General features: G+C 69.3%; 24 protein-coding genes. 12 read left to right on the top strand and 12 right to left on the bottom strand.

The features are described from left to right. Positions 1–18: 18 nt before the first annotated feature. Genes A5712_RS27365 through dapE form a run of 3 tightly spaced genes read right to left on the bottom strand, consistent with a single transcriptional unit; the run spans position 19 to position 1,760 of the window. On the bottom strand, positions 19–414 hold the full coding sequence (locus A5712_RS27365; protein WP_068112787.1) for a type II toxin-antitoxin system VapC family toxin: 396 nt from the start codon (positions 412–414) through the stop codon (positions 19–21). Further along, positions 415–663: a type II toxin-antitoxin system Phd/YefM family antitoxin gene (locus tag A5712_RS27360; protein WP_068112784.1), complete on the bottom strand. Its 249-nt coding sequence runs from the start codon at positions 661–663 to the stop codon at positions 415–417. Positions 664–695: 32 nt separating this feature from the next. Continuing rightward, the gene (gene dapE, locus A5712_RS27355) at positions 696–1,760 is read right to left on the bottom strand and encodes a succinyl-diaminopimelate desuccinylase (RefSeq protein WP_068112779.1); all 1,065 of its coding nucleotides are present in this window, start codon (positions 1,758–1,760) and stop codon (positions 696–698) included. 35 nt (positions 1,761–1,795) lie between these two features. Between dapE and dapD the strand changes: the two genes are divergently transcribed. After that, positions 1,796–2,749, top strand: a complete 954-nt coding sequence (gene dapD, locus A5712_RS27350) for a 2,3,4,5-tetrahydropyridine-2,6-dicarboxylate N-succinyltransferase (RefSeq protein ID WP_156766799.1) — start codon at positions 1,796–1,798, stop codon at positions 2,747–2,749. Between the two features lies 1 nt (position 2,750). Here dapD and A5712_RS27345 read toward each other — a convergent pair whose 3' ends face one another. The 5 genes from A5712_RS27345 to A5712_RS27325 form a co-directional block, all read right to left on the bottom strand. Beyond that, entirely contained in the window at positions 2,751–4,028 is a 1,278-nt protein-coding gene (locus A5712_RS27345; protein ID WP_068112842.1) for an MFS transporter, read from the bottom strand. A 218-nt stretch (positions 4,029–4,246) separates the two neighbouring features. Then, positions 4,247–5,677, bottom strand: a complete 1,431-nt coding sequence (locus A5712_RS27340; protein WP_068112772.1) for an acyl-CoA synthetase — start codon at positions 5,675–5,677, stop codon at positions 4,247–4,249. A 22-nt stretch (positions 5,678–5,699) separates the two neighbouring features. After that, positions 5,700–6,608 carry an alpha/beta fold hydrolase gene (locus tag A5712_RS27335; RefSeq protein ID WP_068112769.1) on the bottom strand — a complete coding sequence of 303 codons (909 nt, stop codon included), beginning with the start codon at positions 6,606–6,608 and terminating at the stop codon, positions 5,700–5,702. Between the two features lie 47 nt (positions 6,609–6,655). Beyond that, entirely contained in the window at positions 6,656–8,812 is a 2,157-nt protein-coding gene (locus tag A5712_RS27330; RefSeq protein WP_068112766.1) for a CaiB/BaiF CoA-transferase family protein, read from the bottom strand. Next, entirely contained in the window at positions 8,809–10,278 is a 1,470-nt protein-coding gene (locus A5712_RS27325) for an aldehyde dehydrogenase family protein (protein WP_068112763.1), read from the bottom strand. The genes A5712_RS27330 and A5712_RS27325 overlap by 4 nt, the downstream gene beginning before the upstream one ends. Before the next feature lie 201 nt (positions 10,279–10,479). On the opposite strand from A5712_RS27325, the gene A5712_RS27320 reads away from it, so the two are divergent. The 9 genes from A5712_RS27320 to A5712_RS27280 are packed head-to-tail and all read left to right on the top strand — an operon-like array spanning position 10,480 to position 18,227. Continuing rightward, a complete protein-coding gene (locus A5712_RS27320) occupies positions 10,480–11,661 on the top strand; it encodes a cytochrome P450 (RefSeq protein WP_068112760.1) in 1,182 nt (393 codons plus the stop codon). Next, positions 11,661–12,860 (top strand): acyl-CoA dehydrogenase family protein, encoded by a 1,200-nt coding sequence (locus tag A5712_RS27315; protein ID WP_068112757.1) that lies wholly within the window; start codon positions 11,661–11,663, stop codon positions 12,858–12,860. The genes A5712_RS27320 and A5712_RS27315 overlap by 1 nt, the downstream gene beginning before the upstream one ends. Then, complete coding sequence (locus tag A5712_RS27310) at positions 12,857–13,405, top strand: MaoC family dehydratase N-terminal domain-containing protein (protein WP_068112754.1); 549 nt, start codon at positions 12,857–12,859, stop codon at positions 13,403–13,405. The genes A5712_RS27315 and A5712_RS27310 overlap by 4 nt, the downstream gene beginning before the upstream one ends. After that, positions 13,405–13,803 carry a Zn-ribbon domain-containing OB-fold protein gene (locus tag A5712_RS27305; RefSeq protein WP_068112750.1) on the top strand — a complete coding sequence of 133 codons (399 nt, stop codon included), beginning with the start codon at positions 13,405–13,407 and terminating at the stop codon, positions 13,801–13,803. Before A5712_RS27310 ends, A5712_RS27305 begins: the two co-directional genes overlap by 1 nt. Before the next feature lie 8 nt (positions 13,804–13,811). Beyond that, a complete protein-coding gene (locus tag A5712_RS27300) occupies positions 13,812–14,927 on the top strand; it encodes an acyl-CoA dehydrogenase family protein (protein ID WP_068112747.1) in 1,116 nt (371 codons plus the stop codon). Continuing rightward, entirely contained in the window at positions 14,924–15,376 is a 453-nt protein-coding gene (locus A5712_RS27295) for a MaoC family dehydratase (protein ID WP_068112744.1), read from the top strand. The genes A5712_RS27300 and A5712_RS27295 overlap by 4 nt, the downstream gene beginning before the upstream one ends. Further along, on the top strand, positions 15,373–16,542 hold the full coding sequence (locus A5712_RS27290) for a lipid-transfer protein (protein WP_068112742.1): 1,170 nt from the start codon (positions 15,373–15,375) through the stop codon (positions 16,540–16,542). The genes A5712_RS27295 and A5712_RS27290 overlap by 4 nt, the downstream gene beginning before the upstream one ends. Before the next feature lie 9 nt (positions 16,543–16,551). Continuing rightward, a complete protein-coding gene (locus A5712_RS27285; RefSeq protein WP_068112740.1) occupies positions 16,552–17,622 on the top strand; it encodes a zinc-binding dehydrogenase in 1,071 nt (356 codons plus the stop codon). Further along, positions 17,622–18,227 (top strand): TetR/AcrR family transcriptional regulator, encoded by a 606-nt coding sequence (locus tag A5712_RS27280; RefSeq protein WP_068112840.1) that lies wholly within the window; start codon positions 17,622–17,624, stop codon positions 18,225–18,227. Before A5712_RS27285 ends, A5712_RS27280 begins: the two co-directional genes overlap by 1 nt. 3 nt (positions 18,228–18,230) lie before the next feature. On the opposite strand, the gene A5712_RS27275 is transcribed toward A5712_RS27280, so the two are convergent. The 4 genes from A5712_RS27275 to pruA form a co-directional block, all read right to left on the bottom strand. Then, positions 18,231–18,977 (bottom strand): MBL fold metallo-hydrolase, encoded by a 747-nt coding sequence (locus A5712_RS27275; RefSeq protein WP_068112734.1) that lies wholly within the window; start codon positions 18,975–18,977, stop codon positions 18,231–18,233. 10 nt (positions 18,978–18,987) lie between these two features. Beyond that, entirely contained in the window at positions 18,988–19,227 is a 240-nt protein-coding gene (locus A5712_RS31125; RefSeq protein ID WP_156766798.1) for a hypothetical protein, read from the bottom strand. Positions 19,228–19,314: 87 nt separating this feature from the next. Next, positions 19,315–20,274: a proline dehydrogenase family protein gene (locus A5712_RS27270; protein ID WP_068112731.1), complete on the bottom strand. Its 960-nt coding sequence runs from the start codon at positions 20,272–20,274 to the stop codon at positions 19,315–19,317. Beyond that, complete coding sequence (gene pruA / locus A5712_RS27265; RefSeq protein WP_068112728.1) at positions 20,274–21,905, bottom strand: L-glutamate gamma-semialdehyde dehydrogenase; 1,632 nt, start codon at positions 21,903–21,905, stop codon at positions 20,274–20,276. The genes A5712_RS27270 and pruA overlap by 1 nt, the downstream gene beginning before the upstream one ends. A gap of 84 nt (positions 21,906–21,989) precedes the next feature. On the opposite strand from pruA, the gene A5712_RS27260 reads away from it, so the two are divergent. Both A5712_RS27260 and A5712_RS27255 read left to right on the top strand, forming a co-directional pair. Further along, positions 21,990–23,570, top strand: coding sequence for a CdaR family transcriptional regulator (locus A5712_RS27260; RefSeq protein WP_068112725.1), 1,581 nt, complete (start codon positions 21,990–21,992; stop codon positions 23,568–23,570). Positions 23,571–23,650: 80 nt separating this feature from the next. Further along, positions 23,651–23,940: DUF222 domain-containing protein (locus A5712_RS27255; RefSeq protein WP_156766797.1), on the top strand; the 290-nt coding region annotated here is incomplete at its 3' end.

The raw sequence follows: 23,940 nt of genomic DNA, 5'->3' as shown, positions 1-23,940 counted from the left end.
CGACCCGCGATCGTCTCGTCAGATCGCCACGACGCGAACAAGCCCCTCTAACCCCGCGAAGTCATCGCCGTTTCGCGTGTAAAGGTCCAAACGACTGGCATGCGCGGTAGCTGCGATGAGCAGGTCGGCGAATCGGCTCCTTGGCTTCCGACCTTCGCGGACCACCGCGGCAACCACGAGCCCGTAGCTGCGTCCGGCGGCCGCGTCGAATGGGATTGGTTCCAGAATCGATTCGACTTCTTGCAATCGAGCTTGGCGCTTGGCAGCTTCCAGAGCGTCGGCGGCCAAGTGCGGGCCCGCCGCCAATTCCGCCACCGTGATTGCGGATATCGCCATCTCGTCGGGCAACGCGGTGACCACCGCCGGGTCATGCCAATCGACGACGACGGAAGTGTCGAGGAGACCGGACGACACTCAGAGGCCCTGATCTATCAACCGATCCAAGTCCGCGCGGAACCGACGATGATCAATGCGCACCGCGGATGTCGCCAGCGCCGCGACCTCATTGCGCGAGACAAACGAGCGACGACCCGCTCTGATTGGACGCAGTTCGGCCACCGGCTCACCGTTTCGCGTGACAACGAAGGTCTCACCGCTCGCAACCGCTTCGATCACCCTAGCGTTGTCATTCCGTAGTTCGCGTTGGGCGATTGTCCTAGGCATCCGCCTACTGTAGCAGATTGTGCTACATGGCGCTACGCGCCGAGATATCTGCGCAGCATCTCCACCGCGGCGGTGATGTTGGCGATCGGCACCCGCTCGTCGCGCGTGTGCGCCAGGTTCGGATCACCCGGGCCGAAATTGACCGCCGGGATCCCCAGCGCGGCGAACCGCGCCACGTCGGTCCAGCCGTATTTCGCGCGCACCTGGCCGCCGGCGGCCTCGACCAGCGCCTTGGCGGCGGGCTGGGACAGGCCGGGCAGCGCGCCCGCCGCGGAGTCGGTCAACTCGATGTGAACGTCGAGCCCGTCGAACACCGCGTGCACGTGTTGCAGCGCCGCCTCGACCGACCGGTCCGGGGCGAAGCGGAAGTTGACGGTCACCGCGGCCGCGTCGGGGATCACGTTGCCGGCCACGCCGCCGTCGATGCGCACCGCCGACAACCCCTCGCGATACTCACAGCCGTCGATGTCCACGCTGCGCGCGCGGTAGGAAGCCAACCGGTCCAGAACGGCACCCAGTTTGTGAATTGCGTTGTCGCCCAACCAGGATCGTGCGGAATGCGCGCGGGTGCCGGCGGCGCTGATCACCACCCGCAGCGTGCCCTGGCAGCCGGCCTCGATGAAGCCGCCGGTGGGTTCGCCCAGGATCGCGACGTCGGCGGACAACCAGTCCGGCAGCTCGCGCTGGATGCGGCCCAAACCGTTTGCCGCCGCGTCGATTTCCTCGCAGTCGTAGAAGACCAGGGTCAGGTCGTGCACCGGCTCGGCCACGGTGGCGGCCAGGTGCAGGAAGACCGCGTCGCCGGATTTCATGTCCGCGGTGCCGCAGCCCCACAGCTCGCCGTTGTCCAAGCGGCTGGGCAGGTTTTCGGCCACCGGCACGGTGTCGAGGTGCCCGGCCAGCAGCACCCGCGACGGCCGACCCTGCGAAGTGCGCGCGAGCACGGCGTCGCCATTGCGGACGATCTCGAAGCCGGCGGTCTGCGCGCGCAGGGCGGCCTCCACCTCGTCGGCCAGGCGCGCCTCGTCCCGCGACTCGCTGCGGATGTCGACCAGCGCCGCGGTCAGCGCGATCGGGTCCCCGCGTAGGTCCAGCACGCCCCCAAGGGTAGTGGTTCGGCCCGGCAAGTAACCTGACCGCCGTGACTGGAGCTGTAGGCATTGGGCTGGCGACGCTCGCCCACGACGGGTCGGTGCTCGACACGTGGTTTCCCGCACCGGAACTGACGGAATCGGCCACCGGCGGCACCTCGCGCCTCGCGTTGTCCGACGTTCCGCCGGAACTGGTCGCGCTGGTCGGCCGCGACGACGATCGCGGCACCGAGACCGTCGCTGTGCGCACCGTCATCGGTTCACTGGACGACGTGGCCGCCGACGCCTACGACGCCTACCTGCGGCTGCACCTGCTGTCGCATCGGTTGGTGGCGCCGCATGGGCTGAACGCCGGCGGCTTGTTCGGGGTGTTGACCAACGTCGTGTGGACTAATCGCGGTCCCTGCGCGATCGAGGGTTTCGAGGCGGTCCGGGCACGGCTGCGCCGCCACGGGCCGGTGACCGTCTACGGCGTCGACAAGTTCCCGCGAATGGTCGACTACGTCCTGCCCACCGGGGTGCGCATCGCCGACGCCGACCGGGTGCGCCTGGGCGCGCACCTGGCGCCCGGCACGACGGTGATGCACGAGGGTTTCGTCAACTACAACGCCGGCACCCTGGGCGCGTCGATGGTGGAGGGGCGCATCTCCGCCGGGGTCGTGGTGGGCGACGGGTCGGACGTCGGCGGCGGCGCGTCGATCATGGGCACGCTGTCCGGCGGTGGCACGCAAGTCATTTCGATCGGCAAGCGCTGTCTGCTCGGCGCCAACGCGGGCCTGGGCATCTCACTGGGCGACGACTGCGTCGTCGAGGCCGGCCTGTACGTCACCGCGGGCACCAAGGTGACCACGCCCGACGGCAAGGCGGTCAAGGCCCGCGAGCTCTCGGGTACCAACAACCTGTTGTTCAGGCGCAATTCGGTCACCGGGGCGGTCGAGGTGGTGGCCCGCGACGGTCAGGGCATCGCGCTGAACGAGGACCTGCACGCCAACTGAGTCAGCGGGGCACGTCCTCCAGGCCCAGTGTCGTGCCGTTGGTTTCCGGCAGCAAATAAGTGCAGACCAGGCCGACCGACGTCAGCGCGGCCAACATGGCGCCGATCGCCCAGCTGCCGTACGTCGCCAAAAGCGTCCCGGCGAGCAGCGGCGGCAGGGCCCCACCGATGACCCCGGCGAGGTTGAGGGCCAGCGCCGACCCGCTGTAGCGGTACCGCGTGGCGAACAGCTCCGGGATGAAGGCGGCGGTGGGCCCGGAGCCGATCGCCCCACCGATCGCCATCCCGACGACGGCAACCACGTACAGCGCCGGGTTGCGGGTGTTCAGCAGCGGCATCACCACGAACGCCCAGGGCAACAGGAGCGACCAGCCCAGCAACATCAGGCGGCGGCGCCCGACCAGGTCGGACAGGGTGGCCGAGGCCGCCACCGTCGCGATGCTGACCAGCCCGGTGAGCGCGCCCACCGACCAGATGAAGCCGCGGGTGTAGCCGAGGTGCGAATTGGCGTAGATGAGCAGATAGGTGTGACCCAGGTAGCCGAAACCGAATCCGCCCAGCAGGCTGCCGCCGGCCAGCAGGATCTCGCGGCGCTGCAGCCGCCACACCTCCCCGAGCGGCGCCTTGGGCACCAGGTCGCGGGCCTTCTCCTCGGCGAACACCGGGGTCTCGTCGATGTTGAGCCGCACGTAGAGCGCGATCCCGATCAGCGCGGCGCTGAACAGGAACGGCAGCCGCCATCCCCACTGCATGAACGCGGCGCTGCGTTCCCCGATGCTGAAGTTGACGCCCAAGAAGGTCAGGCTGGCGAGTACGGAAGCGGTGCCGGCGCCGAGCAGGGTGAACATGCCGTAGCGGCCCCGCTTGCCGGCGGGCGCGTACTCGGCGCTCAGCAGCGCCGACCCCGCCCATTCACCGCCGACGGCGAACCCCTGCATGAGTCGCAACACGATCAGGATCAACGGGGCGGCCACGCCGATGGCGGCCGTGCTGGGCACCAGCCCGACGCTGACGGTCGAGACGGCCATGATCAGCAGCGTGGCGATCAGCGTCTTCTTGCGGCCCAGCCGGTCGCCGAAGTACCCGAACACGGCGGCGCCCAGCGGCCGGGACAGGAACGCCGTCGCGAACGTCGCCAGCGAGGCGACGACGCCCAGCGTCGAACCGAGGCGCGGGAAGAACACCGTCGGGAACACCAGCGCGGCAGCGGTGCCGTAGATGAGGAAGTCGTAGTACTCGATCGCCGAGCCGACGAGGCAGGCGGCCGCCACCCGCCGCATGGGCGTGCGGGCGGGCTGGGCCGCAATCGTCGGCAGTTCCGTCACGACTACGACGGTAGGTGAAGGTGCGCCGTCACGCTCGATGGAAAACCTGGCAAAACGCTGCGTGTCACCTAAGCGCTCAGCCCTCGCTGACGGCCGCGAGCGCCCGTGTTTGTACGGCGACACGCCGTAATACGTGTACATCTGCGCACGCTCGCGACCGGGGCCGGCCGCGCTCAGCCCTCGGACAGCAGCTGCTTCTTGAGCACCTTGCCCATGGCGTTGCGGGGCAGCGCGTCGACCAGGCGCACCTCGCGCGGGCGCTTGTGGATCGACAGCTCTTGGGCGACGTAGTTGATCAGTTCGTCGGTGTTCAGATCCGACGAGCCGACGACGAAGGCGACGATGCGCTGGCCCAGGTCCTCGTCGGGCAGCCCGACGACGGCCGCCTCCTGCACGCCGGGGTGCCCGAGCAGCGAGGTTTCGATTTCGCCCGCGCCGACGCGGTATCCGCCGGACTTGATCAGGTCGACCGACTCGCGTCCGACGATGCGGTGCATGCCGCCGTCGTCGACGACCGCGACGTCGCCGGTGCGATACCAGCCGTCGGCCCCGAACGCCTCGGCGGTGGCCTCGGGCCGGTTCAGGTAGCCGTCGAACATCATCGGGCCCCGAACCTGAAGCCGCCCAACGGTTTCCCCGTCGTGCGGCACCGGGTTGTCGTTGTCGTCGAGCAGCCTGGTTTGCACGCCGGCGACCGGCAGGCCGACCCAGCCCGCGCGGCGTTCGCCGTCGGCCCGGGTGGAGATGGTGATCAGCGATTCCGAGGCGCCGTAGCGTTCGATGGGCTGGTGCCCGGTGAGCTGGGCCAGCCGGTCGAACACCGGCACCGGCAGCGGCGCGCTGCCGGACACCAGGAGCCGCGCCGGTCGCAGCGCCTCGGCCGCCGAGGCGTCGCCGACCACGCGCGACCACACGGTCGGGACCGCGAAGAACAGCGAGCCGCCCGACTCCGAGGCGGCTTTGGCGTAGCCGGCGGGCGTGGGTTTGCCGGTGTGCACGAAGCGGTTTCCGATCCGCAGCGAGCCGAGCAGTCCCAGCACCAGCCCGTGGACGTGGAACAGCGGCAGGCCGTGCACCAGGACGTCGTCGGCGGTCCACTGCCAGGCCTCGGCCAGCGCGTCGAGGTCCGCGGCGATCGCCCGGCGGCTCAGCACGACGCCCTTGGGCAGCCCGGTGGTGCCCGACGTGTAGATGATCATCGCGGTGGCATCGGGGGACGGCTCGGGATAGCGGTGCCAGGAGCGGGCGTGCAGTCGCACCGGAATGTGCGGCAGCCCTTCGGCTGCCGAGTCGTCGGCGGGTTCGGGCCCTAGCCACGCCCGCGCGCCGGAGTCGGTGAGCATGTGCCGGCGCTCGGCCACGCCGACGTCGGCGGGCACCGGCACGAAGGGCACTCCCGCGATCAGGCAGCCGGTGATCGCCAGCACGGTCGCCGCGGACGGCGTGGCCAGGACGGCGACCCGCTCCGCGCCGGCCACCCGCTCGGCGACCGAGGTGGCGGCGCCGACCAGGTCGCTGCGGCTGAGCGTGACGCCGTCGATGCTGACCGCGTCCGCGATGTCGGTGGTCGTAACGGCCGAGGGGTTCAGCGATGCCAGCAGCACGACTGCAGGCTACCCGGCAGCGTCAGGCTTGCTCGTCCCAGATCTTCATCAGGGTGGACAGGATCTCCTCGCCGCGGCCCAGCCCGGCCAGATGGCTTTCGCCGGGCAGCACGATCAGCTCGGCGTCGGGCAACAGGGACACGACGTGCTCACCGTGGGCAAACGGGACGATGTGGTCGCTGTCGCCGTGCCACCAGCGGACCGGGACTTTGACCTCGTCGAGCCGGAATCCCCAGTCCCGGGTGAAAAGGATCACGTCGTTGAACGGGGCCGCCAGCTGCTTGCGGCTGCCGTTGAGCAGGTCGTCGAGGAACATCGCGGCGAACTCCGGCCGGGTGAGCAGGCGCCGGTCGCCCTCCGGCGATATCGCCGCGTACAGGTACAGCGCGGGATTGGCGACCGGACGGATCGCCCGGATCACCAGGCTGGCGCCGATCCGCAGCGGGTCGCCCCCCAGCCGCAAGAACGGCGCCGCCCGCTTGCCCAGGTTCATCAGGCCGCTGGTGATCCCCTCGTCGCCGAGGAACGGCGCGACGCCGCCGAGCACGCCGACCGCGACGACGCGATCGGTCAGCACCGCGCCGGACGCGAGAGCGTACGGCCCGCCGCCGGACAGGCCGATGACCGCCATCTTGTCGATGCCCAGCGTGTCGGCGATCGTGCGCAGGTCCTCGCCGAAGGCCCGGATGTTCTCGTACCGGTGGGGCGTCGACGAACCCGTGCCCGGCCGGTCCATGCCGATCAGCCGGATGTCGTGCTGTTCGGCGTAGACGCGGGCCTCGACCGGGATCTGCCGGCGGGCGCCGGGGGTCCCGTGCAGCCAGAAGACCGCGCGACCCCACGGGGCGCCGAACTCGGCGAAACCGATCTGGCGGTCCTCACCGACCGCGATGTTGCCTTCGAGCTTGGGGCGGGCGATCGCGATGGCCATGCCTGAAGCTTTTCATGTGACGCGCGGTTTACCAAAGGCTCACAGGTCTACGCGTTCAGCGGCCGGTCGCCGATGACCCGTTCGGCCCGCAGCGTGGCCAGCTCGTCCGCCGACAGGCCCAGCCCTGACAGGATCTCGTCGTTGTGCTGACCCAGCGTCGGCGATGCGCCGCGGTGGTGGCGTGCGGGCCCGGGCGTGATGCGAAACGGCCAGCCGGGATACCGGTGCGCTCCGGTGACGGGATGGGTGAACTCCTCGTAGTATCCGCGCGCGTCGAGCTGAGGCAGGTCGTACATCTTCTCGCCGGTGATCAACGGTTCGGCCGGAATGCCTTGTGCGTGAAGGGTTTCGACGATCGCCTCGGGGGTCTGGGTGCGGGTCCAGGCGGCGACCATCTCGTCGAACGCGTCATGGTCGACGTTCGGGTCCCCGGGCAGCGACAGCGCCACCCACACGTCGTCGACGTTTGTCGGGTACACGCCCTGCAGGTAGCCGCGTCGACGGTTGCCCTCCCGCGTTTGCACGACGCCGTTCATCGAGTACTCGATCACCGGTTCGGCGGTCACGGCGGCGGCGACCTCGATCTGGGCGACCTCGATCAGTTGCCCCTCCCTCGTGCGACGCCGATGCTCCAGCGCCGCCAGCAGCGCGACCCCGGCGTGCACGCCGACGATCGGGTCGGCCGGCCCCTGCGGGTTGCACGGCGGCCCGTCGGCGTACCCGGTGACGGCCGACATGCCCGCGGTCTGCTCGAAGTTCAGCGCCCAGCCGACGTAATCGCGCCAGGGGCCCTGCAAGCCGAAACCCGGCATCCGCACCATGATCACGTCGGGCTTCAGCGTTACCAGGGACTCGTAGTCCAGACCGAACTGCTCCACCACTCGCGGGGAAAAGTTCTCCACGACGACGTCGGCCTGCGCGGCCAGCCGCCGCACGATCTCCCGGCCGCGCCCCGAGGTCAGGTCCAGCGTCAGGTCTCTCTTGTTGAGGTTGGTGGCCTGCCACAGGCCGCTGCGCTCGTACCAGTCGTCACCCTCGAAGGGAAACGCGCCGGAGTAGCGAAACCCGTCGGGCCGCTGGATCGACTCGACCTTGACGATGTCGGCGCCGAACGCGCCCAGGTAGCAGGTCAGGTACGCGCCGGCCCAGAAGGTGCTCAAATCGAGGACTTTCAGTCCCGCGAACGGAAGTGCCGCCGACGCCCGAGGGGGCACCGGATCCTGCTGCACCGCAGGGCCTTTCGTCGGCCGGAACGGCGCGCGGGGATATTGGAATCCCCCACCGTCCACGAAGAACTCGCGCTTGGCGTATTGCGGACATTCCAGCACGGTGGCGCCGTCGTTGACCGGGGTGGCCGGAATGCGCATCGCCTGGGCGAGTTCGACGATCTCGGCGACGGTCTGCTCGGCGAGCAACGGCTCTGCGCGAGCGTAGAATTCGGCGCGTTCGGGGCCGCCCAGCATGATCGGGATCTGCTGGTCGCCGAACTCTGGCAGGCCGAGCATCGCGCACACATCCAGCCAATGCTGACCCGTCAGGCAGTTGATTCCCACCCAGCCGTCCGCGGCGCGGACCACACCCAGCATGGGAGCTCCCCGGGCGTTGGGGGGCAAGCCGAGGCTGAGCATCTTCTGTGCCATCAGCATGGGATACGGCAGGGTCGAGAGCAATGATTCGAATTCCGAAACATCAACTCCGACAACCTGATCGGACGCAAGGCGGAGCGCGGTCAATGCGCCCAGCGCGCCGTAGGCACCCGCGACATACTCGGCGATCCGCGCGCCGACCTGCACCGGCGGGCGGTCGGGATCGCGGGCGCTGACCCAGCCCGACGCCGCCTGCAGCGTCAGCGACGTGGCCGGCCGGTCCCGCCACGGCCCGGACTGCCCGAAGGCAGATATGCGGAGCAGCACCAGGCTGTCGAGATCGAAGCCCAACGCTTCCAGCTCTCCGGGCCCGAGGTTCTCCACCACCACATCCGCCTGCGCGATCAGGTCCGGGGCGTCCTGTAGTGCCACAATTCGCTTGCCGGCGTTGAGGTACTCGAACAACCCGCCACTGCCCCAGTGGCGCAACGGATCTCCGCCCGACGGCTCAACCTTGGTGACCTCAGCACCGAGGTCGACGAAAAGCTTTGCCGCATAAGGGCCGGAGATCTCCCTGGTGATTTCGACGACGGACAGCCCCGCAAGGGGTCCGCTCACGCGGGAACCCCGATGGCCATCGCCTCCATGTACTGGTACAGCCCGGCGATGCCGCCGCCCTCGCGCCCCAACCCGCTGAGCTTGAACCCGCCGAACGGCGCGCCGCCGGGACCGCACCCGTTGACCGCGACCTGCCCGGTGCGGATGCGTCGCGCGACACCGACGGCACGGTCCACATCGCCGCCCCACACCGCCCCGGAAAGCCCGTACTGAGAGTTGTTGGCGATGGCGACCGCGTCGTCGTCGTCGCGGTAGCGCAGCACCGTCAGCACCGGCCCGAACACTTCCTCCTGGGCGATGGTCGAATCCGGGTCGACACCGGTGAGAATCGTCGGCTCGAAATAGAATCCGACGTCCAGGCCGGCCGGGCGGCCACCGCCGGTCGCCAGCCGGGCCCCGTCGTGGACCGCCCCGTCGACATGCGCCTGGACCCGGTCCCGCTGCGCGGCGCTGATCAGCGGCCCCATCTGCACGTCGGGGTCGGCGGGATCGCCGACCTTGACGTTGCGGGCCAGCGCCACCAGCCGGTCGACCACGTCGTCGTGCAGCGAGTCGGGAAGCAGCATCCGGCTGTGCAGGATGCAGGCCTGCCCCGCGTGCAGCGAGCACGAGTCGAACAGCATCTGCTGCAACATCTCGTCGGTGACTTGCGCGTCGTCCAGGACGATGCTGGCCGACTTGCCGCCCAGCTCCAGCAGGATCCGCTTCATGGTGTCGCCCGCGGCGGACATGACCTGGCGCCCGACGACGGAGCTGCCGGTGAAGCTCACCATGTCGATCCGCGGGTCGGTGGTGAGCAGCTTGGCCGCCTCGATGCCCGACGGCGTGACGACGTTGACCACGCCGGGCGGGATGTCGGTCTCCTCGTCGATGATCCGCGCGAGCGCGAGCCCCGCGAGCGGGGTCAGCGGCGAGGGCTTGAGCACGACGGTGTTGCCCGCGGCCAGCGCGTGGTTGAGCTTCATGACGTTGAGGCAATGCGGGAAGTTCCACGGCGTCAGGACCGATACGACGCCCAGCGGCTGGTGACGCAGCAACGTGGTGCCCGCGCTCATGCCGGTCACCGCTTGCTCGCCAAGCTGTTCGGCGAGCTGGGCCGCGACCATCGACATGTATCCGGCGCCGTCGATTTGCATCATCCGCTCGTTCGAAACGCAGCCCCACTCCGCCTGCGACAGCGCGAAAAACTCGTCGGCATGGTTGAGCAGCGCCGTGCCGAGCTGGTTGAGGCAGCCGGCCCGCTCCGATGGGCCCATGCGGCCCCACGGCCCGCTGTCGAAGGCCCGTCGCGCGGCGTCGATCGCCGCGCCGACCTGCGCGATGCTCGCGTCGGGCGCGGTGCCGATCGATTGCTCGGTCGCCGGATTGATGTCGTCGTAGCGACCGTCCTCCGGGTCGACCCATCTGCCGTCGATGTAGAGCTGGTAGGTGTCGACAAGAGTTCCCGCAGTTTGTAGCTCGGTCATGCGCGCTTCCTCACCCGAACGTCGGTCATCTAGACAGTCAGTGTTCACCCGCGGCCCTCCGGCGTCAATCATCAATTGAACGAATTCCCCCCTATTTCACGGCGTTGGCGGTCCATTGACAGACCTGGCCGGACCGAGTAGACACAACGTCGCAAGACACATTGGTGTGATGTGTCGGATCGTCCGTCAGGGAGGCTGGCCGTGCGGACCATATTTCCGTTGCACTCCCCCGACTTCTACGCGGGCGATCCGTACCCGGCGTACCGGGAGCTGCGCGCGTCGTCGCCGGTGTGCTGGAACGACGTGACGAACTTCTGGGCGCTGCTGAAGTACGAGGACATCCGCTTCGTGTCGAGCAACCCGGCGCTCTTCAGCTCCACCGAGGGCATCACGATCCCCGATCCCGCACAGCCGAGCCCGGTCCAGCCCGGCAGCCTGATCTTCACCGACCCGCCGCGGCACCGGCAGATGCGCAAGCTGATCAACTCCGGGTTCACCCGGCGGCGGGTGGCCGTCCTCGAGCCGAAGATCCGCGAGATCGTGCGGGGCATCCTCGACGACGTACAGCCCGATTCCGTCCACGAGTTCGCCGAAGAGATCGCCGCGCCGCTGCCCACCCGAATGATCGCCGAGCTCATCGGCGCCCCGCCCGACGACTGGGAGCAGTTCCGGGCCTGGTCGGACGCCGCCACCGGCACCGCCGACCCGGAGATCGAACTCGATCCCTTTGTGGCCATGGGCCAGCTTTTCGAGTACTTCCAGAAGCTGATCGCCCAGCGGCGCGTCGAGGCGCGCGACGACCTGCTGTCGGTCCTGGCGGGCGCGGAGATCGACGGGATCCGGCTCACCGACGAGGACCTGCTCAACTTCGCCTTCCTGCTGTTGGTCGCCGGCAACGAAACCACCCGCAATCTCATCGCTTTGGGCACGTGGGCGCTGATCGCCCACCCCGACCAGTGCCGACTGCTGGTCGAGGACCGCTCGCTGATCCCGGGCGCCGTCGAGGAGATGCTGCGGTGGAACAGCCCGGTGGTGCACATGGCCCGCACCGCGACGGCCGACGTCGAGATCCGGGGGCAGCGGATCGCTGAAGGCGACACGGTGGTGATGCTGTACGGGTCGGCCAACCGCGACGAGGACATCTTCGGCGCCGACTCGGAGGAGTTCAAGGTGACCCGCCACCCGAATCCGCACATCGCGTTCGGGTGTGGTGAACACTCCTGCGTCGGTGCGCAATTGGCCCGCCTGGAGGCCTCGGTGATGTTCGACGAGCTGCTGCGCCGCTTCCCCCGGCTGGAGCTGGTCGGCGAGGTGGACCGGATGCGCGCCACCATGGTGCCCGGCGTGAAGCGGATGCCCGTGCGGCTCGGGACGGCCCACTGATGGAGCTCGACTACACGCCCGAGCAACAACAGCTGCGCGCCGAGATCCGCGCCGCGCTGGAGCGGGTGATGACGCCCGAACGCACGATGGCGCTCAGCGAGCGCATGGAGGGCGGTCCCGAGGTGCGCGAATGCGTTCGCGCCCTGGCCGCGGCCAACCTGCTCGGTGTCGGCTGGCCCAAAGAGTATGGCGGACGGGGTTTTTCGGCGATCGAGCAGTTCATCTTCGCCCAGGAAGCGCAGCGGGTCAACGCGCCGATCCCGCTGGTGACGCTCAACACGGTCGGCCCCACCCTGATGCAGTGCGGCACCGAGGAACAGAAGCGGAAATTTCTGCCCGCCATCCTCGACGGCAGCGTGGAGTTCGCGATCGGCTACTCCGAGCCGGGGGCCGGCAGCGACCTGGCGTCGCTGCGCACCACCGCGGTGCGCGACGGTTCGGACTATGTGATCAACGGCCAGAAGATGTTCACCAGCGGCGCCGCCTACGCCGATTACGTCTGGCTGGCCGCCCGCACCGACCCGAACGTCAAGAAGCACAAGGGCATTTCGATCTTCATCGTGCCCACCTCGTCGCCCGGCTTCTCCTGGCAGCCGCTGCATACGATGCCGGGCATCTCCACCTTCTACACGTTTTACGACGACGTCCGGGTCCCGGCCAGCGCCATCGTGGCGGGCGAAAACCAGGGTTGGCAGCTGATCACCACACAGTTGAACTTCGAGCGTGCCGCGCTGGGCAACCTCGGCGCGCTGGAGCCGCTTTTCGAGAAGACCCTGGACTGGGCGACCACCACCGAACTCGACGGTGGCCGCGTCATCGACCAGCCCTGGGTGCGGCTCGCGCTGGCCAGGGTCGAGGCGCAGGTGGCCGCGTACAAGCTCGTCAACACGCGGGTCAACGCTGCGATGACGAAGGGCGAGCTCAACATGGGAGAAGCGTCGGCCGCCAAGGTTTTCGGAACCGAGCTCACGCAGCAGGTCGCGCGCCAGCTGCTGGAGGTGCTCGACGGCAACGGGGTGCGCCGCGGCGACGACGCGCCGTTGCGCGGCGCCCTGGAGACCGCCTATCGATGGGCGGTCATCAACACGTTCGGCGGTGGCGCCAACGAGATTCAGCGTGACATCATCGCCATGGCCGGGTTGGGGATGCCGAGGGCGCCCCGCGACCTTCGCCCCCAGCAGGAAACAGGAGGAACATGACCGACCAAGATGCCGAGGTGCTCACGAAGCTGCGGGCGCTCGTGGGCCAGCCCACCGGCGGGACCGGAAAGCCGTCGGTGGCACCGGATCCGGTCAACCAGCCGATGATCCGGCACTGGGCCCATGCGCTCGACGACATGAACCCCGTCTACCTCGATCCGGAGTTCGCGGCGTCGTCACGGTTCGGCGGCATCGTGTCGCCACCGGTGATGCTGCAGACGTGGACGATGCCGGCCCCGAAACTGGAGGGCATCGGGGACCGGGGCGGCTCCCCCGTCGAGATCCTCAGCAACCCAACGGCATTCCTGGACGAGGCCGGATACACCAGCACGGTGGCCACCAACTCGGAGTTCGAGATCGAGCGCTACCCGCGGCTGGGCGACGTCATCCGCGCAACGTCGGTGTTCGAGGAGGTCTCCGACGAGAAGAAGACCGCGCTGGGCACCGGATTCTTCTTGACCTGGTTGATCACCTACACCGATCAGAACGGTGAGGTGCTGGGGCGGCAGCGATTCCGCGTGCTGCGATTCAGGCCGGCAGCCTGATGGCCCCGCGGCTGGCGCCGGCGATCAGCCCGGACACCGAGTTCTTCTGGAATGGCCTGCGCGAGCACAAACTGCTGATTCAGCGCTGCGGCGGGTGCGGGACGCTGCGCCACCCGCCCCGCCCCATGTGCCCCAACTGCCGGTCCCTGGACTGGGAGGCGGTCGAGTCCTCGGGCCGCGGCACCGTCTACAGCTACGTGATGCCGCACGAACCCCGGTTCCCGTTCTTCGACTATCCCTACATCGTGGCGCTGGTGCAGCTCGACGAGGGGGTGCGGGTGGTGTCGAACCTGTGTGGCATCGACCCCGCCGACGTCACGGTCGGCATGCCCGTCGAGGTCTACTATCAGGCGTTCGATAACGATCTGGTCCTCCACCAATTCCGGCCTGTTCGGTAGGCGGCGCAATGGATTTCACGTTCACCGAAGAGCAGGAGACGATCGCCAAACTCGGCCGCGACACCTTCGAGCGCCGGGCCACCCCCGAACGGCTCGCCGAGCTGGAGGCCGGCGAGACCCGTTACGACGCCGCGCTATGGGCGGAACTCGCGGCCGCCGACCTGTTGGGCACCGCGCTGCCCGAGGCGGTCGGCGGTAACGGCGGCGGCTTCGTGGAGCTGGGGGTGCTCCTGGCCGAGGTGGGCTTCAGCGTCGCGCCGGTGCCCGCGTACGCGACGCTCGTGCTCGGCGCCGACCCGATCGCCCGGCACGGGACCGCCGAACAACAGCGGCGGTTCCTCCCCAGCGTCGTCGCCGGAACCCACATCCTGAGCGCGGGCCTGCAAGAGCCCGGCCGCTCCGATCCGACGCGGCCGTCCACCAAAGCTCTTCGCGACGGGCCGAATTGGCGACTGGACGGCGCCAAAGAGCTGGTGCCGGCGGCACAGCTGGCCGATACCATCCTGGTGCCCGCGTGCACCGACGACGGCGACGCCGGCCTGTTCCTGCTGCCCACCGACGCCCGCGGCGTCGAGATCCGCCCGGTCGCGACCACGAACCGCGAGCCGCACGCGGACGTGTTCCTCGATGGTGCAACGGTTTCCGCCGACGATCGGCTCGCCGGCCCGATCGACTCGTTGCACACTCGGGCGCTGGTGGGCCTGTGCGCGATCCAGCTCGGCGTCGCCGAGCGCGCGCTGCGCATCGCGGCCGACTACACCACCGGTCGTGAGCAGTTCGGCCGGCCGATCGGCAGCTTCCAGGCGGTGCAACAGCGGCTGGCCGACGCCTTCATCGACGTCGAAGCGATCCGATGGACCACCTGGCATGCGGCCTGGCTCGTCGCGCGGGGACGTCCCCCCGAAGAGGCGCAGCGGGCGGCTCGCATCGCGAAGTTCTGGGCCGCCGAGGCCGGCGCCCGCGTCGCCGCCACCGCCCAACAGGTGCACGGCGGCATCGGGATCGACGTCACCTATCCCCTGCACCGCTACTTTTTGTGGGCCAAGCACAACGAGCTCGCCCTCGGTCCCGCCACTGCGCAGCTGGCCAGTATCGGCAGCACCTATTCGGAAGGAAACCGATGACAGCCACCCAAAGCCGCACCACCCTCAAGTGGGCCGACATCAGCGTCGGCGACGAGGTGACCCCGCTCGAGATCCCCATCACCACAACGATGATCGTCGCCGGCGCCATCGCGTCGCGGGATTTCATGCCGGTGCACCACGACCGCGACTACGCCAACAAGCAGGGATCGCCGAACCTGTTCATGAACATTCTGACGACCAACGGGTATTGCGTGCGCTTCCTCACCGATTGGGCCGGCCCCGAGGCGATGGTGAAGAACCTGTCGATCCGCCTTGGCGTGCCGTGCTTTCCCGATGATCCGCTGCGCTTCACCGGCAGCGTGACATCGAAGACAGAAGGTTCGGACGGTGAGAACTTCGTCGAGGTGACGTTCAAGGGCTCCAACAGCCTTGGCGATCACGTCTCCGGCACCGCCGTCCTCAGCCTGCTCGACGGGGCCGGCTCATGAGCCGCTTGCTGCCCGGGAGTTGCGCCATCGTCGGCATCGGCCAGACCGAGTTCTCCAAGGAATCCGGGCGCAGCGAGCTGCAGTTGGCTTGTGAGGCGGTCAGCGCCGCACTCGACGACGCCGGCCTGGCACCCGCCGACGTCGACGGCATGGTCACCTTCACCATGGACTCCAGCGACGAGATCGACATCGCCCGCAACGTCGGCATCGGCGACCTGAGCTTCTTCTCCCGCGTACACCACGGCGGCGGCGCGGCGGCCGGCACGGTCGTGCACGCGGCGATGGCCGTCGCGACCGGCGTCGCCGACGTGGTGGTGTGCTGGCGCGCCTTCAACGAGCGCTCCGGCTTCCGCTTCGGCGGCAGCGGGCGCGACATGAGCGCGACGCCGCTGTTCATGGCGCACTACGCGCCGTTCGGATTGCTCACCCCCGCCGCCTGGGTCGCGATGCACGCCCAGCGCTACATGTCGACGTACGGGGTGACCAACGAGGACTTCGGCCGCATCGCCGTCGTCGACCGGGCGCACGCGGCCAAGAACCCCGACGCATGGTTCTACCAGCGCCCGATCACCCTGGAGGACCACCAGAACTCGCGCTGGATCGTCGAACCCGTGCTGCGGCTGCTGGATTGCTGTCAGGAGAGCGACGGCGGGGTCGCTCTGGTGGTGACGAGCGCCGAACGCGCCCGCGACCTTCGACAGCCGCCGGCGGTGATCACCGCGGCCGCTCAGGGCGCGGCCGCCAACGGGGAGATGATGACCAGCTACTACCGCGACGACATCACCGGGCTTCCGGAGATGGGGGTGGTCGCCAACCAGCTGTGGCGCGATTCGGGCCTCAAGCCTCAGGACATCCAAACCGCTTTCATCTACGACCATTTCACCCCGTTCGTGTTCACGCAGCTCGAGGAGCTCGGCTTCTGCGGGCGGGGCGAGGCGAAGGACTTCGCGACGGTCGACCGGCTGTCGCTGGGTGGGGAATTTCCGATCAACACCAACGGCGGGCTGCTCGGCGAGGCCTACATCCACGGCATGAACGGCATCACCGAGGGCGTGCGGCAGGTGCGCGGCACGTCCCACAACCAGGTCGAGAACGTCGAGCACGTGCTGGTCACGTCCGGAACCGGCGTCCCCACCAGCGGCCTGATCCTCGCACCCGCCGATTAGGGGGAACTCATGCCCAAGCTCGCGGTATTGACCGCACCCGGGGGGCCGATCGAGCTGGCCGAATTCCCGCTGACCGCGCCGGCGCCCGGGACCGCGGCGCTGCGGCTGCGGATGGCGGGGATCTGCGGGTCCGACCTGCACATCTTCCGCGGCGAGCTGCCGCTGCCGTGCCCGTTTGCCCTGGGTCACGAAATGGTCGGCGAGATAGTCGAACTCGGCGAGGGGATGACGACCGACGCGACCGGCAAGCCGCTCACCGTCGGCGACCGCGTCGTCACACCGTACTTCTGGACCTGCGGGCAGTGTCACGCTTGCGCGCGCGGCAGGTCGTACGCGTGCCAGAACCTGATGGCCGGCGAATACCGCACGCACGAGCAGGCGCCGCACTTCGTGGCCGCGCATGGTGAGTACTACTACACCAGCCGGCGGCAGCCGTTGTACAAGGTGCCCGAGGAACTCCCCGACGAGGCCGTGACGCCGCTCAATTGCGCTCTGGCGCAAGTGCTGTTCGCGCTGCGCGACGTCCGGCTGGGCGACACCGTCGTCATCCAGGGCGCGGGCGGGCTGGGCATCAACGCCGCCGCAGTGGCCCGGACCGCCGGCGCGGCGGCCGTCATCGTCATCGACAAGATCGCCGAACGGCTCGACGTCGCATCGGATTTCGGCGCGACCCATTGCATCGATGCCAGCGACATCTCGTCGTACGAGGTGACCGAGCTTGTCCGTGCACACACCGACGGCATCGGCGCCGACTGGGTGCTCGAGGTTGTGGGTGTGCCCGGCGTCATCCCCGACGGAATCGGCTTCTTGAACAACGGTGGCACCCTGCTCGAGGTCGGCAATGTCGGGATGGGGCGCACCTTCGAGCTCGACCCCAGTGCTCTTGTCTACGGCAACAAGTCGGTGCGCGGCGTGATGCTCTACGACCCGGTGACGCTGGCGATCGGCTTGTCCTTCCTGCGGCACACCGATTTTCCGTTCGATCGGCTGATGCCCAAGCCCTTCCGGCTGGACGACGTCAACGAGGCCTTCGCCGCCGCCGATGCCGGGCTGGTGCCGAGGGGGGCGTTGGTGCCGTGATGTCACAGGCGGCGCAAACCACCGATACGCGCGAGCTCATCGTCGAGTCCGCATTCGCCTGTTTTGGCAGACAGGGGCTGCAGAAGGCGACGATCGTCGACATCGCCCGGACGGCCGGGGTGTCGCGCAGCACCATCTACGAGTACTTCAGCGACAAGGCCGAAATCATCGAGGCGTGCGCCGAACACGCCTCCGAGCGGTTCTACCGCGAGATGTCCCGGGCGATGGCCCAGGGCAGCTCGCTCGAGGACAAGCTCAGCCGCGCGGCGGTTTTCGTGACCCAGGCGCGGCGGGTCATCGCCTCCGAGAAGTACTTCGACGAGGACGCGGTCAGCCTGCTGCTGACCAAGGACGCGGCCGTGTTGCTGCGCGAGTGCGTCGACTTCTTCGCGCCGTATCTCGCCGCGGCGCGGCTCACCGGCGAGGTCCGCAAAGACCTCGACATCGAGTCCGCCGGCGAATGGTTCGCCCGAATACTCTTCTCGCTCTTCAGCACCCCGTCATCGACCCTGGACATGGACGACCCCGAGGTGGCGGCGGAGTTTGTGCGGGCACACGTGGTGCGGGGCTTCGGCAGCGATCGCCCGCGACCGCGCCGCGGTTAGCACTCAGCGGCGCTGTTGTGGCCAAACGGTTTCGGCGTGGTGGACGGGTCGGCCGTGGCCGGGCAGCAGGTGCGCGACGGGTAGCTCTTCGAGGCGCTCGCGGGTAGCGGCGGCGGTTGACGCGTCGACGATTTCCGGTGTGTGCCAGGCCCTGCCGCCAGCGGTGAGCACGGCATCGCCGGACAGCAGCGTCCGGGTCGTCGGGTTCCACAGCGCGACGCTGTCGTCGGTGTGACCGCTCGCGCTGATCACGGTCCACTCCGACGCGCCGGGCAGCGGCCGGCCGTCGGCGAGCCCACCGGCGGGCGACGGCCCCCTCCAGCGCATACCGAGCGGGGTGCCGTACCCCGCCACCCGGGCGCCGCCGAAAAGCCCCGCGACGCCGATTCGATCGAACGGCTGGTCGATCATGGTGGGCCAGATGGTTGCCGCTTTCGCGGGCGTCGGCGTTCGCGGCTTCACCCCGTCGAGATAGGTAAGTGTCTTGTCGGGCAACCAGATTGGCGCACCGTAGCGAGCGGCGAGTGTTGAGGCGCCCGCGACGTGATCGCTGTGCCCGTGCGTCGCCACCACGGCGTGCAGGGTTCCGCCGAACCGACCCACGACCGGCGCCAGGTCGCGGGTGACCCGCGGCAGCCCGGCGTCGACGACCACCACGCCGTCGTCGCCGCTCAGCACATAACAGTTGAAGATCCAGCGCGACACCCGCGTGATGCCGAGGTCGGGCATCTCGTCGATAACCAGGCTCATGCCCGAGAGGCTACGCCCGGGGCATGCGGCCGCTATCCCGCGCCCGGCACGGGAATCGGAAAGTCCAGGGCGGCGACCACGGCGGGGCCTGGGACGGCGGCGGGGCAGGCGGAGGCGTGGGCGGCGGACCCGAGGGTTGCCCGGGCGGTGGCGGCGGGTCGGCGTGCGCCGCGCGGGCGCCGATACCGGATGCGCCCACCCCCAGCGCCGCGGCGACGGTGAAACCGGCCAACAGCTGCTTCATACGCATGGCCCGAATCTATCTGCGTGTGCTCCAAGGGCGGCGCGAACACGATCTTTTCACCGTGCGTTCACGCCCAACGCCCTCAGTGCGCACTCAATGAGCCAGCGCCCGCAGGAAGAACGCCAGGTTGGCCGGGCGCTCGGCGAGCCGCCGCAGGAAGTATCCGTACCACTGGGTGCCGAACGGCACGTACACCCGCACCCGGTTGCCCGCGTCGGCCAACCGTCGCTGCTCGCCGTCGCGGATGCCGTACAGCATCTGGTATTCGAAACCCCCCGTACCGCGGCAGAATTCGTCCGCTATGGCGGGCACCACGGAAATGATGGCCGGATCGTGCGTCGCGACCATCGGATAGCCCGACCCGGCCATCAGCACCCGAAGGCACCGCAGGTACGAGTCGGTGACCTCCGCGTCGTCCCGGTAGGCCACCGACGCCGGCTCGTCATAGGCGCCCTTGCACAACCGGATCCGGGCGCCGGACGCGGCGAACTCCTCACAGTCGCCCAGCGTGCGCCGCAGGTAGACCTGCAAAACCGTGCCCAGCCAAGGGAAGTCGGCGCGCAGGTCGCGCACGATCGACAGCGTCGAATCGGTGGTGGTGTGGTCCTCGGCGTCCACGGTCACCCAGACGCCCGCCCGCCGCGCGGCCGAGCAAATGGTCCAGGCGTTCTCCCGCGCGATCTTCTCGCCGTCGCGCTCGAGCGACTGGCCCAGCGCCGACAGCTTCAGCGACACCTCCAGCGGCCGGCCGCCGTCGTCACCCAAGTCGCCGGACCGGTCCAGAACCTCGATCAGATCCAGGTAGGTCTGCGTCGCCGCATCGGCGTCGTCGCCGTCGGTGACGTCCTCGCCGAGGTAGTCGACGCTGACCCAGCGGCCCGAATCACGCAGCGCGGCAACGCTATCGTGCGCCGACGAGATCGTCTCCCCCGGCACGAACCGGCGCACCACCCGGCGGGTGACCGGCAACCGCTCGGCGGCCCGGCGCAACCCCTCGTGCCGCCGGGCCGCCATGATGGCCGGGCGCACGGTGCGGGCGAACAGCCCGCCCATCAGTCGGCCGCCATGTGCGGATAGGTGTGGTCGGTGGCCGGGACGAACGTCTCCTTGATGGTGCGGGCCGACGTCCAGCGCAACAGGTTCAGCACCGATCCGGCCTTGTCGTTGGTGCCCGAGCCGCGCGAGCCGCCGAACGGCTGGCGCCCGACCACCGCCCCGGTCGGCTTGTCGTTGACATAGAAGTTCCCGGCGGCGAACCGCAGCCGCTCCTGCGCGGTCAGCACCGCGGCCCGGTCGTCGGCGATGACCGCGCCGGTCAACGCGTACCGCGAACCGGTGTCGATGACGTCGAGGATTCGTTCGTACTGGTCGTCGGGATAGACGTGCACCGACAGCAGCGGGCCGAAGTACTCGGTCGAGAACGACTCGTCGGTCGGGTCGTCGGACAGCAGCACGGTCGGCCGCACGAAATAGCCGACGGCGTCGTCGTATTCGCCGCCCACCGCGATGGTCATCCCGGGCGCGCCCTTCGCCCGCTCGATGGCGTCGACGTTCTTGATGAAGGCGCGCCGGTCGATCAGGGCGCCGCCGTAATTGGTCAGGTCGGTGATGTCGCCGTAGCGCAGCGCGGCCGTCTTCCCCAGGAAGTCGTCGCCCATGCGCTGCCACACCGAATGCGCGACGAACGCCCGCGACGCCGCCGAGCATTTCTGCCCCTGGTAGTCGAAGGCTCCGCGAATCAGCGCCGTGCACAACACATCCGGGCGCGCCGAGGGGTGCGCGACGACGAAGTCCTTGCCGCCGGTCTCCCCGACCAGCCGCGGATAGCTGCGGTAGCGGCCGATATTGGCGCCCACCCGCTGCCACAGGTGTTGGAAGGTGGCCGTCGACCCGGTGAAGTGGATGCCGGCCAGCCGCGGATCGTCCAGGGCCACATCGGAAACCGCGAACCCGTCGCCGGTGACCAGGTTGATCACGCCGGGCGGCAGGTCCGCGGCCTCCAGTAGTTGCATGGTCAGATACGCCGACAGCGTCTGGGTGATGGACGGCTTCCAGACGACGGTGTTGCCCATCAGCGCGGGCGCGGTCGGCAGGTTGCCGGCGATCGAGGTGAAGTTGAACGGCGTGATCGCGTAGACGAATCCGTCCAGGGGGCGGTACTCGCCGCGGTTCCACTCGCCGGGTCCGCTGATGGGCTGCTGCGCCAGGATCTGCCGGGCGAACGCCACGTTGAACCGCCAGAAGTCGACCTGCTCGCACGGCGAGTCGATCTCGGCCTGGTAGGCGGACTTGGACTGCCCGAGCATCGTCGCGGCCGCGATCTTTTCCCGCCACGGCCCGGCCAGCAGGTCGGCGGCCCGGAGGAACACCGCGGCCCGCTCGTCGAAGGGCATCGCCGCCCAGGCGTCCTTGGCGGCCATCGCGGCCTCGATGGCGGCCGTCGCGTCGGCGTGACCGGCGTTGGTCAGGGTGCCCAGCGTTGCGGCGTGCCGGTGCGGCTGGACGACGTCGATGCGCTCGCCGTCGCCCATCCGATGGTTGCCGGCGATGACGTGCGGCAGGTCGATCGGGTTGTCGGCCAGGGCGCTCAGCTCGGTGAGCAGGCGCGCGCGTTCGGGGGATTTCGGGGCATAGTCGTGGACCGGCTCGTTGGCGGGCAGTGGCACCTGGGTGATCGCGTCCATGCCGCTAAGGGTCCCCCGCGCGGGGCGCGATCCTGTTAGCCGATTGGACAATAACTGCCGCACAAGCTAGTAAGATCGGACAACATGCAAACGGCGCGCGTCGGCCTGGGCCAGCTGCTGCTTGCGCTGGACGCGACGCTGGTCAGCCTTGTCGACGCCCCCCGCGGCCTCGACCTTCCGGTGGGATCGGCGGCGCTCATCGATTCCGACGACGTGCGGCTGGGCCTGGCCGCGGCGGCCGGTTCGGCCGACGTCTTCTTCCTGCTCGGGGTCCGCGACGACGAGGCGCTGCGCTGGCTCGATCAACAAGCGCGCGCGCCGGTCGCCATCTTCGCCAAGGAGCCGTCGGCCGCCCTGGTGGCGACGGCGGTCGCGGCCGGGTCGGCGGTGGTGGCCGTCGAACCGCGGGCGCGCTGGGAACGGCTCTACCAATTGGTCAACCATGTCCTGGAACATCACGGCGACCGCGGCGATCCGGTCGACGATTCGGGCACCGACCTGTTCGGCCTGGCGCAGTCGCTGGCCGAGCGCATCCACGGCATGGTCTCCATCGAAAACGCCCAGTCGCACGTGCTCGCCTACTCGGCCTCCAACGACGAGGCCGACGAGCTGCGCCGCCTGTCCATCCTGGGGCGCGCCGGCCCGCCCGAGCATCTGGAGTGGATCGGCCAGTGGGGCATCTTCGATGCGCTGCGGTCCAGCGGCGAGGTGGTGCGCGTCGCCGAGCGCCCGGAGTTGGGCCTGCGCCCGCGGCTGGCCATCGGGATCCATCAGCCACCGGCCGGTGCGCGACGGCCGCCGACGTTCGCCGGCACCATCTGGGTGCAGCAAGGCTCGCAGCCGCTGGCCGACGACGCCGACGAGATATTGCGCGGGGCAGCAGTTTTGGCCGCCCGGATCATGGCCCGGCTGGCCGCCCGGCCGTCCACCCATGCGCGACGGGTGCAACAACTCCTCGGCCTCAGCGACGACGAGCCCGCCGACGTGCCCGCCATCGCCCGCGAACTCGGCCTCGCCGCCGACGGGGCCGCAGCGCTCATCGGCTGGGACACCCGGGCCCGGCATCCGCGGCTGGCCGACGTCCTGGCGTTGAGCGCCAGCGCCTTTCGCCGCGACGCTCAGGTCGCCGCGCGCGGCTCGCGCATCTATGTGCTGCTGCCGCAGACCGCGCCCACCCGGTCGGTCACCTCGTGGGTGCGCGGCACGATCGGCGCGCTGCGCACCGAACTCGGCGTCGAGCTACGCGCGGCCATCGCCGCGCCGGTCGCCGCCCTGACTGAGGTCGCCGCGGCGCGCGCGGAGGTGGACCGCGTGCTCGACAGCGCCGAGCGACACCCGATTCTCGGACAGGTGACCACGCTGGCCGAAGCGCGGACCACCGTCCTGCTCGACGAGATCGTCACCCTGGTCGGCGCCGACAAGCGCCTGGTCGATCCCCGGATCCGCGACCTGCGGGAGCAGGATCCCGTGCTGGCTGAGACGCTGCGCACCTACCTGGACAGCTTCGGCGACGTCGGCGCCGCCGCGTCCGCGCTGCGGGTGCATCCCAACACCGTCCGCTACCGGGTGCGACGAATCGAGAAGCTGCTCGGCACCTCCCTTTCCGATCCCGAAGCGCGGCTGCTGTTTTCGCTGGGGCTGCGGGTGACCGAACGCCCGGCCTAGTTATCCACAGTTGGCAGTTTGTCCACAATTGGGGTTCGCGCTACTGGCTCACGTCAGTGGGGATCACTACGTTCGAAAATATGTTCGATTCCCAGGCGCCCGACGCCGACGTGGTGGATGCCATCACCGACGGCGCCCGCGCCGAGGCGGCCGCCGCGGCGCGCCGGCTGGCGGCGATCGCCGAGCTGGTCACCCGCCGCGCCGACGGCGCGACGGATCGCGCGCACTGGTCATGCGATAACTGGGATGCGATAGCGGCCGAAGTGGCTGCGGCGCAAGGCATCAGCCACGCGCTGGCGTCGGCGGCCAGCGCCTCGTCGACCAACCGCAGTGTGTCGGGGTCTTTGATCAGGTCGGTGTGCCAGACCAT

This window comes from Mycobacterium sp. E2327 (assembly GCF_001672675.1).
Taxonomy (GTDB): Bacteria; Actinomycetota; Actinomycetes; order Mycobacteriales; family Mycobacteriaceae; genus Mycobacterium.
The sequence above is the reverse complement of the archived record's forward strand: the minus strand, read 5'-3'. Positions and strand labels throughout refer to the sequence as shown.

Coding starts and splice junctions, on each gene's coding strand:
- A5712_RS27360 (WP_068112784.1), bottom strand. CDS start 663: ATGCCTAGGACAATCGCCCAACGCGAACTACGGAATGACAACGCTAGG.
- A5712_RS27345 (WP_068112842.1), bottom strand. CDS start 4,028: ATGCGGCGGGTGGCGGCCGCCTGCCTCGTCGGCTCGGCGATCGAGTAC.
- A5712_RS27335 (WP_068112769.1), bottom strand. CDS start 6,608: ATGGCCATCGCGATCGCCCGCCCCAAGCTCGAAGGCAACATCGCGGTC.
- A5712_RS27325 (WP_068112763.1), bottom strand. CDS start 10,278: ATGACCGAGCTACAAACTGCGGGAACTCTTGTCGACACCTACCAGCTC.
- A5712_RS27315 (WP_068112757.1), top strand. CDS start 11,661: ATGGAGCTCGACTACACGCCCGAGCAACAACAGCTGCGCGCCGAGATC.
- A5712_RS27310 (WP_068112754.1), top strand. CDS start 12,857: ATGACCGACCAAGATGCCGAGGTGCTCACGAAGCTGCGGGCGCTCGTG.
- A5712_RS27305 (WP_068112750.1), top strand. CDS start 13,405: ATGGCCCCGCGGCTGGCGCCGGCGATCAGCCCGGACACCGAGTTCTTC.
- A5712_RS27300 (WP_068112747.1), top strand. CDS start 13,812: ATGGATTTCACGTTCACCGAAGAGCAGGAGACGATCGCCAAACTCGGC.
- A5712_RS27295 (WP_068112744.1), top strand. CDS start 14,924: ATGACAGCCACCCAAAGCCGCACCACCCTCAAGTGGGCCGACATCAGC.
- A5712_RS27290 (WP_068112742.1), top strand. CDS start 15,373: ATGAGCCGCTTGCTGCCCGGGAGTTGCGCCATCGTCGGCATCGGCCAG.
- A5712_RS27285 (WP_068112740.1), top strand. CDS start 16,552: ATGCCCAAGCTCGCGGTATTGACCGCACCCGGGGGGCCGATCGAGCTG.
- A5712_RS27280 (WP_068112840.1), top strand. CDS start 17,622: ATGTCACAGGCGGCGCAAACCACCGATACGCGCGAGCTCATCGTCGAG.
- A5712_RS27275 (WP_068112734.1), bottom strand. CDS start 18,977: ATGAGCCTGGTTATCGACGAGATGCCCGACCTCGGCATCACGCGGGTG.
- A5712_RS31125 (WP_156766798.1), bottom strand. CDS start 19,227: ATGCGTATGAAGCAGCTGTTGGCCGGTTTCACCGTCGCCGCGGCGCTG.
- A5712_RS27270 (WP_068112731.1), bottom strand. CDS start 20,274: ATGGGCGGGCTGTTCGCCCGCACCGTGCGCCCGGCCATCATGGCGGCC.
- pruA (WP_068112728.1), bottom strand. CDS start 21,905: ATGGACGCGATCACCCAGGTGCCACTGCCCGCCAACGAGCCGGTCCAC.
- A5712_RS27260 (WP_068112725.1), top strand. CDS start 21,990: ATGCAAACGGCGCGCGTCGGCCTGGGCCAGCTGCTGCTTGCGCTGGAC.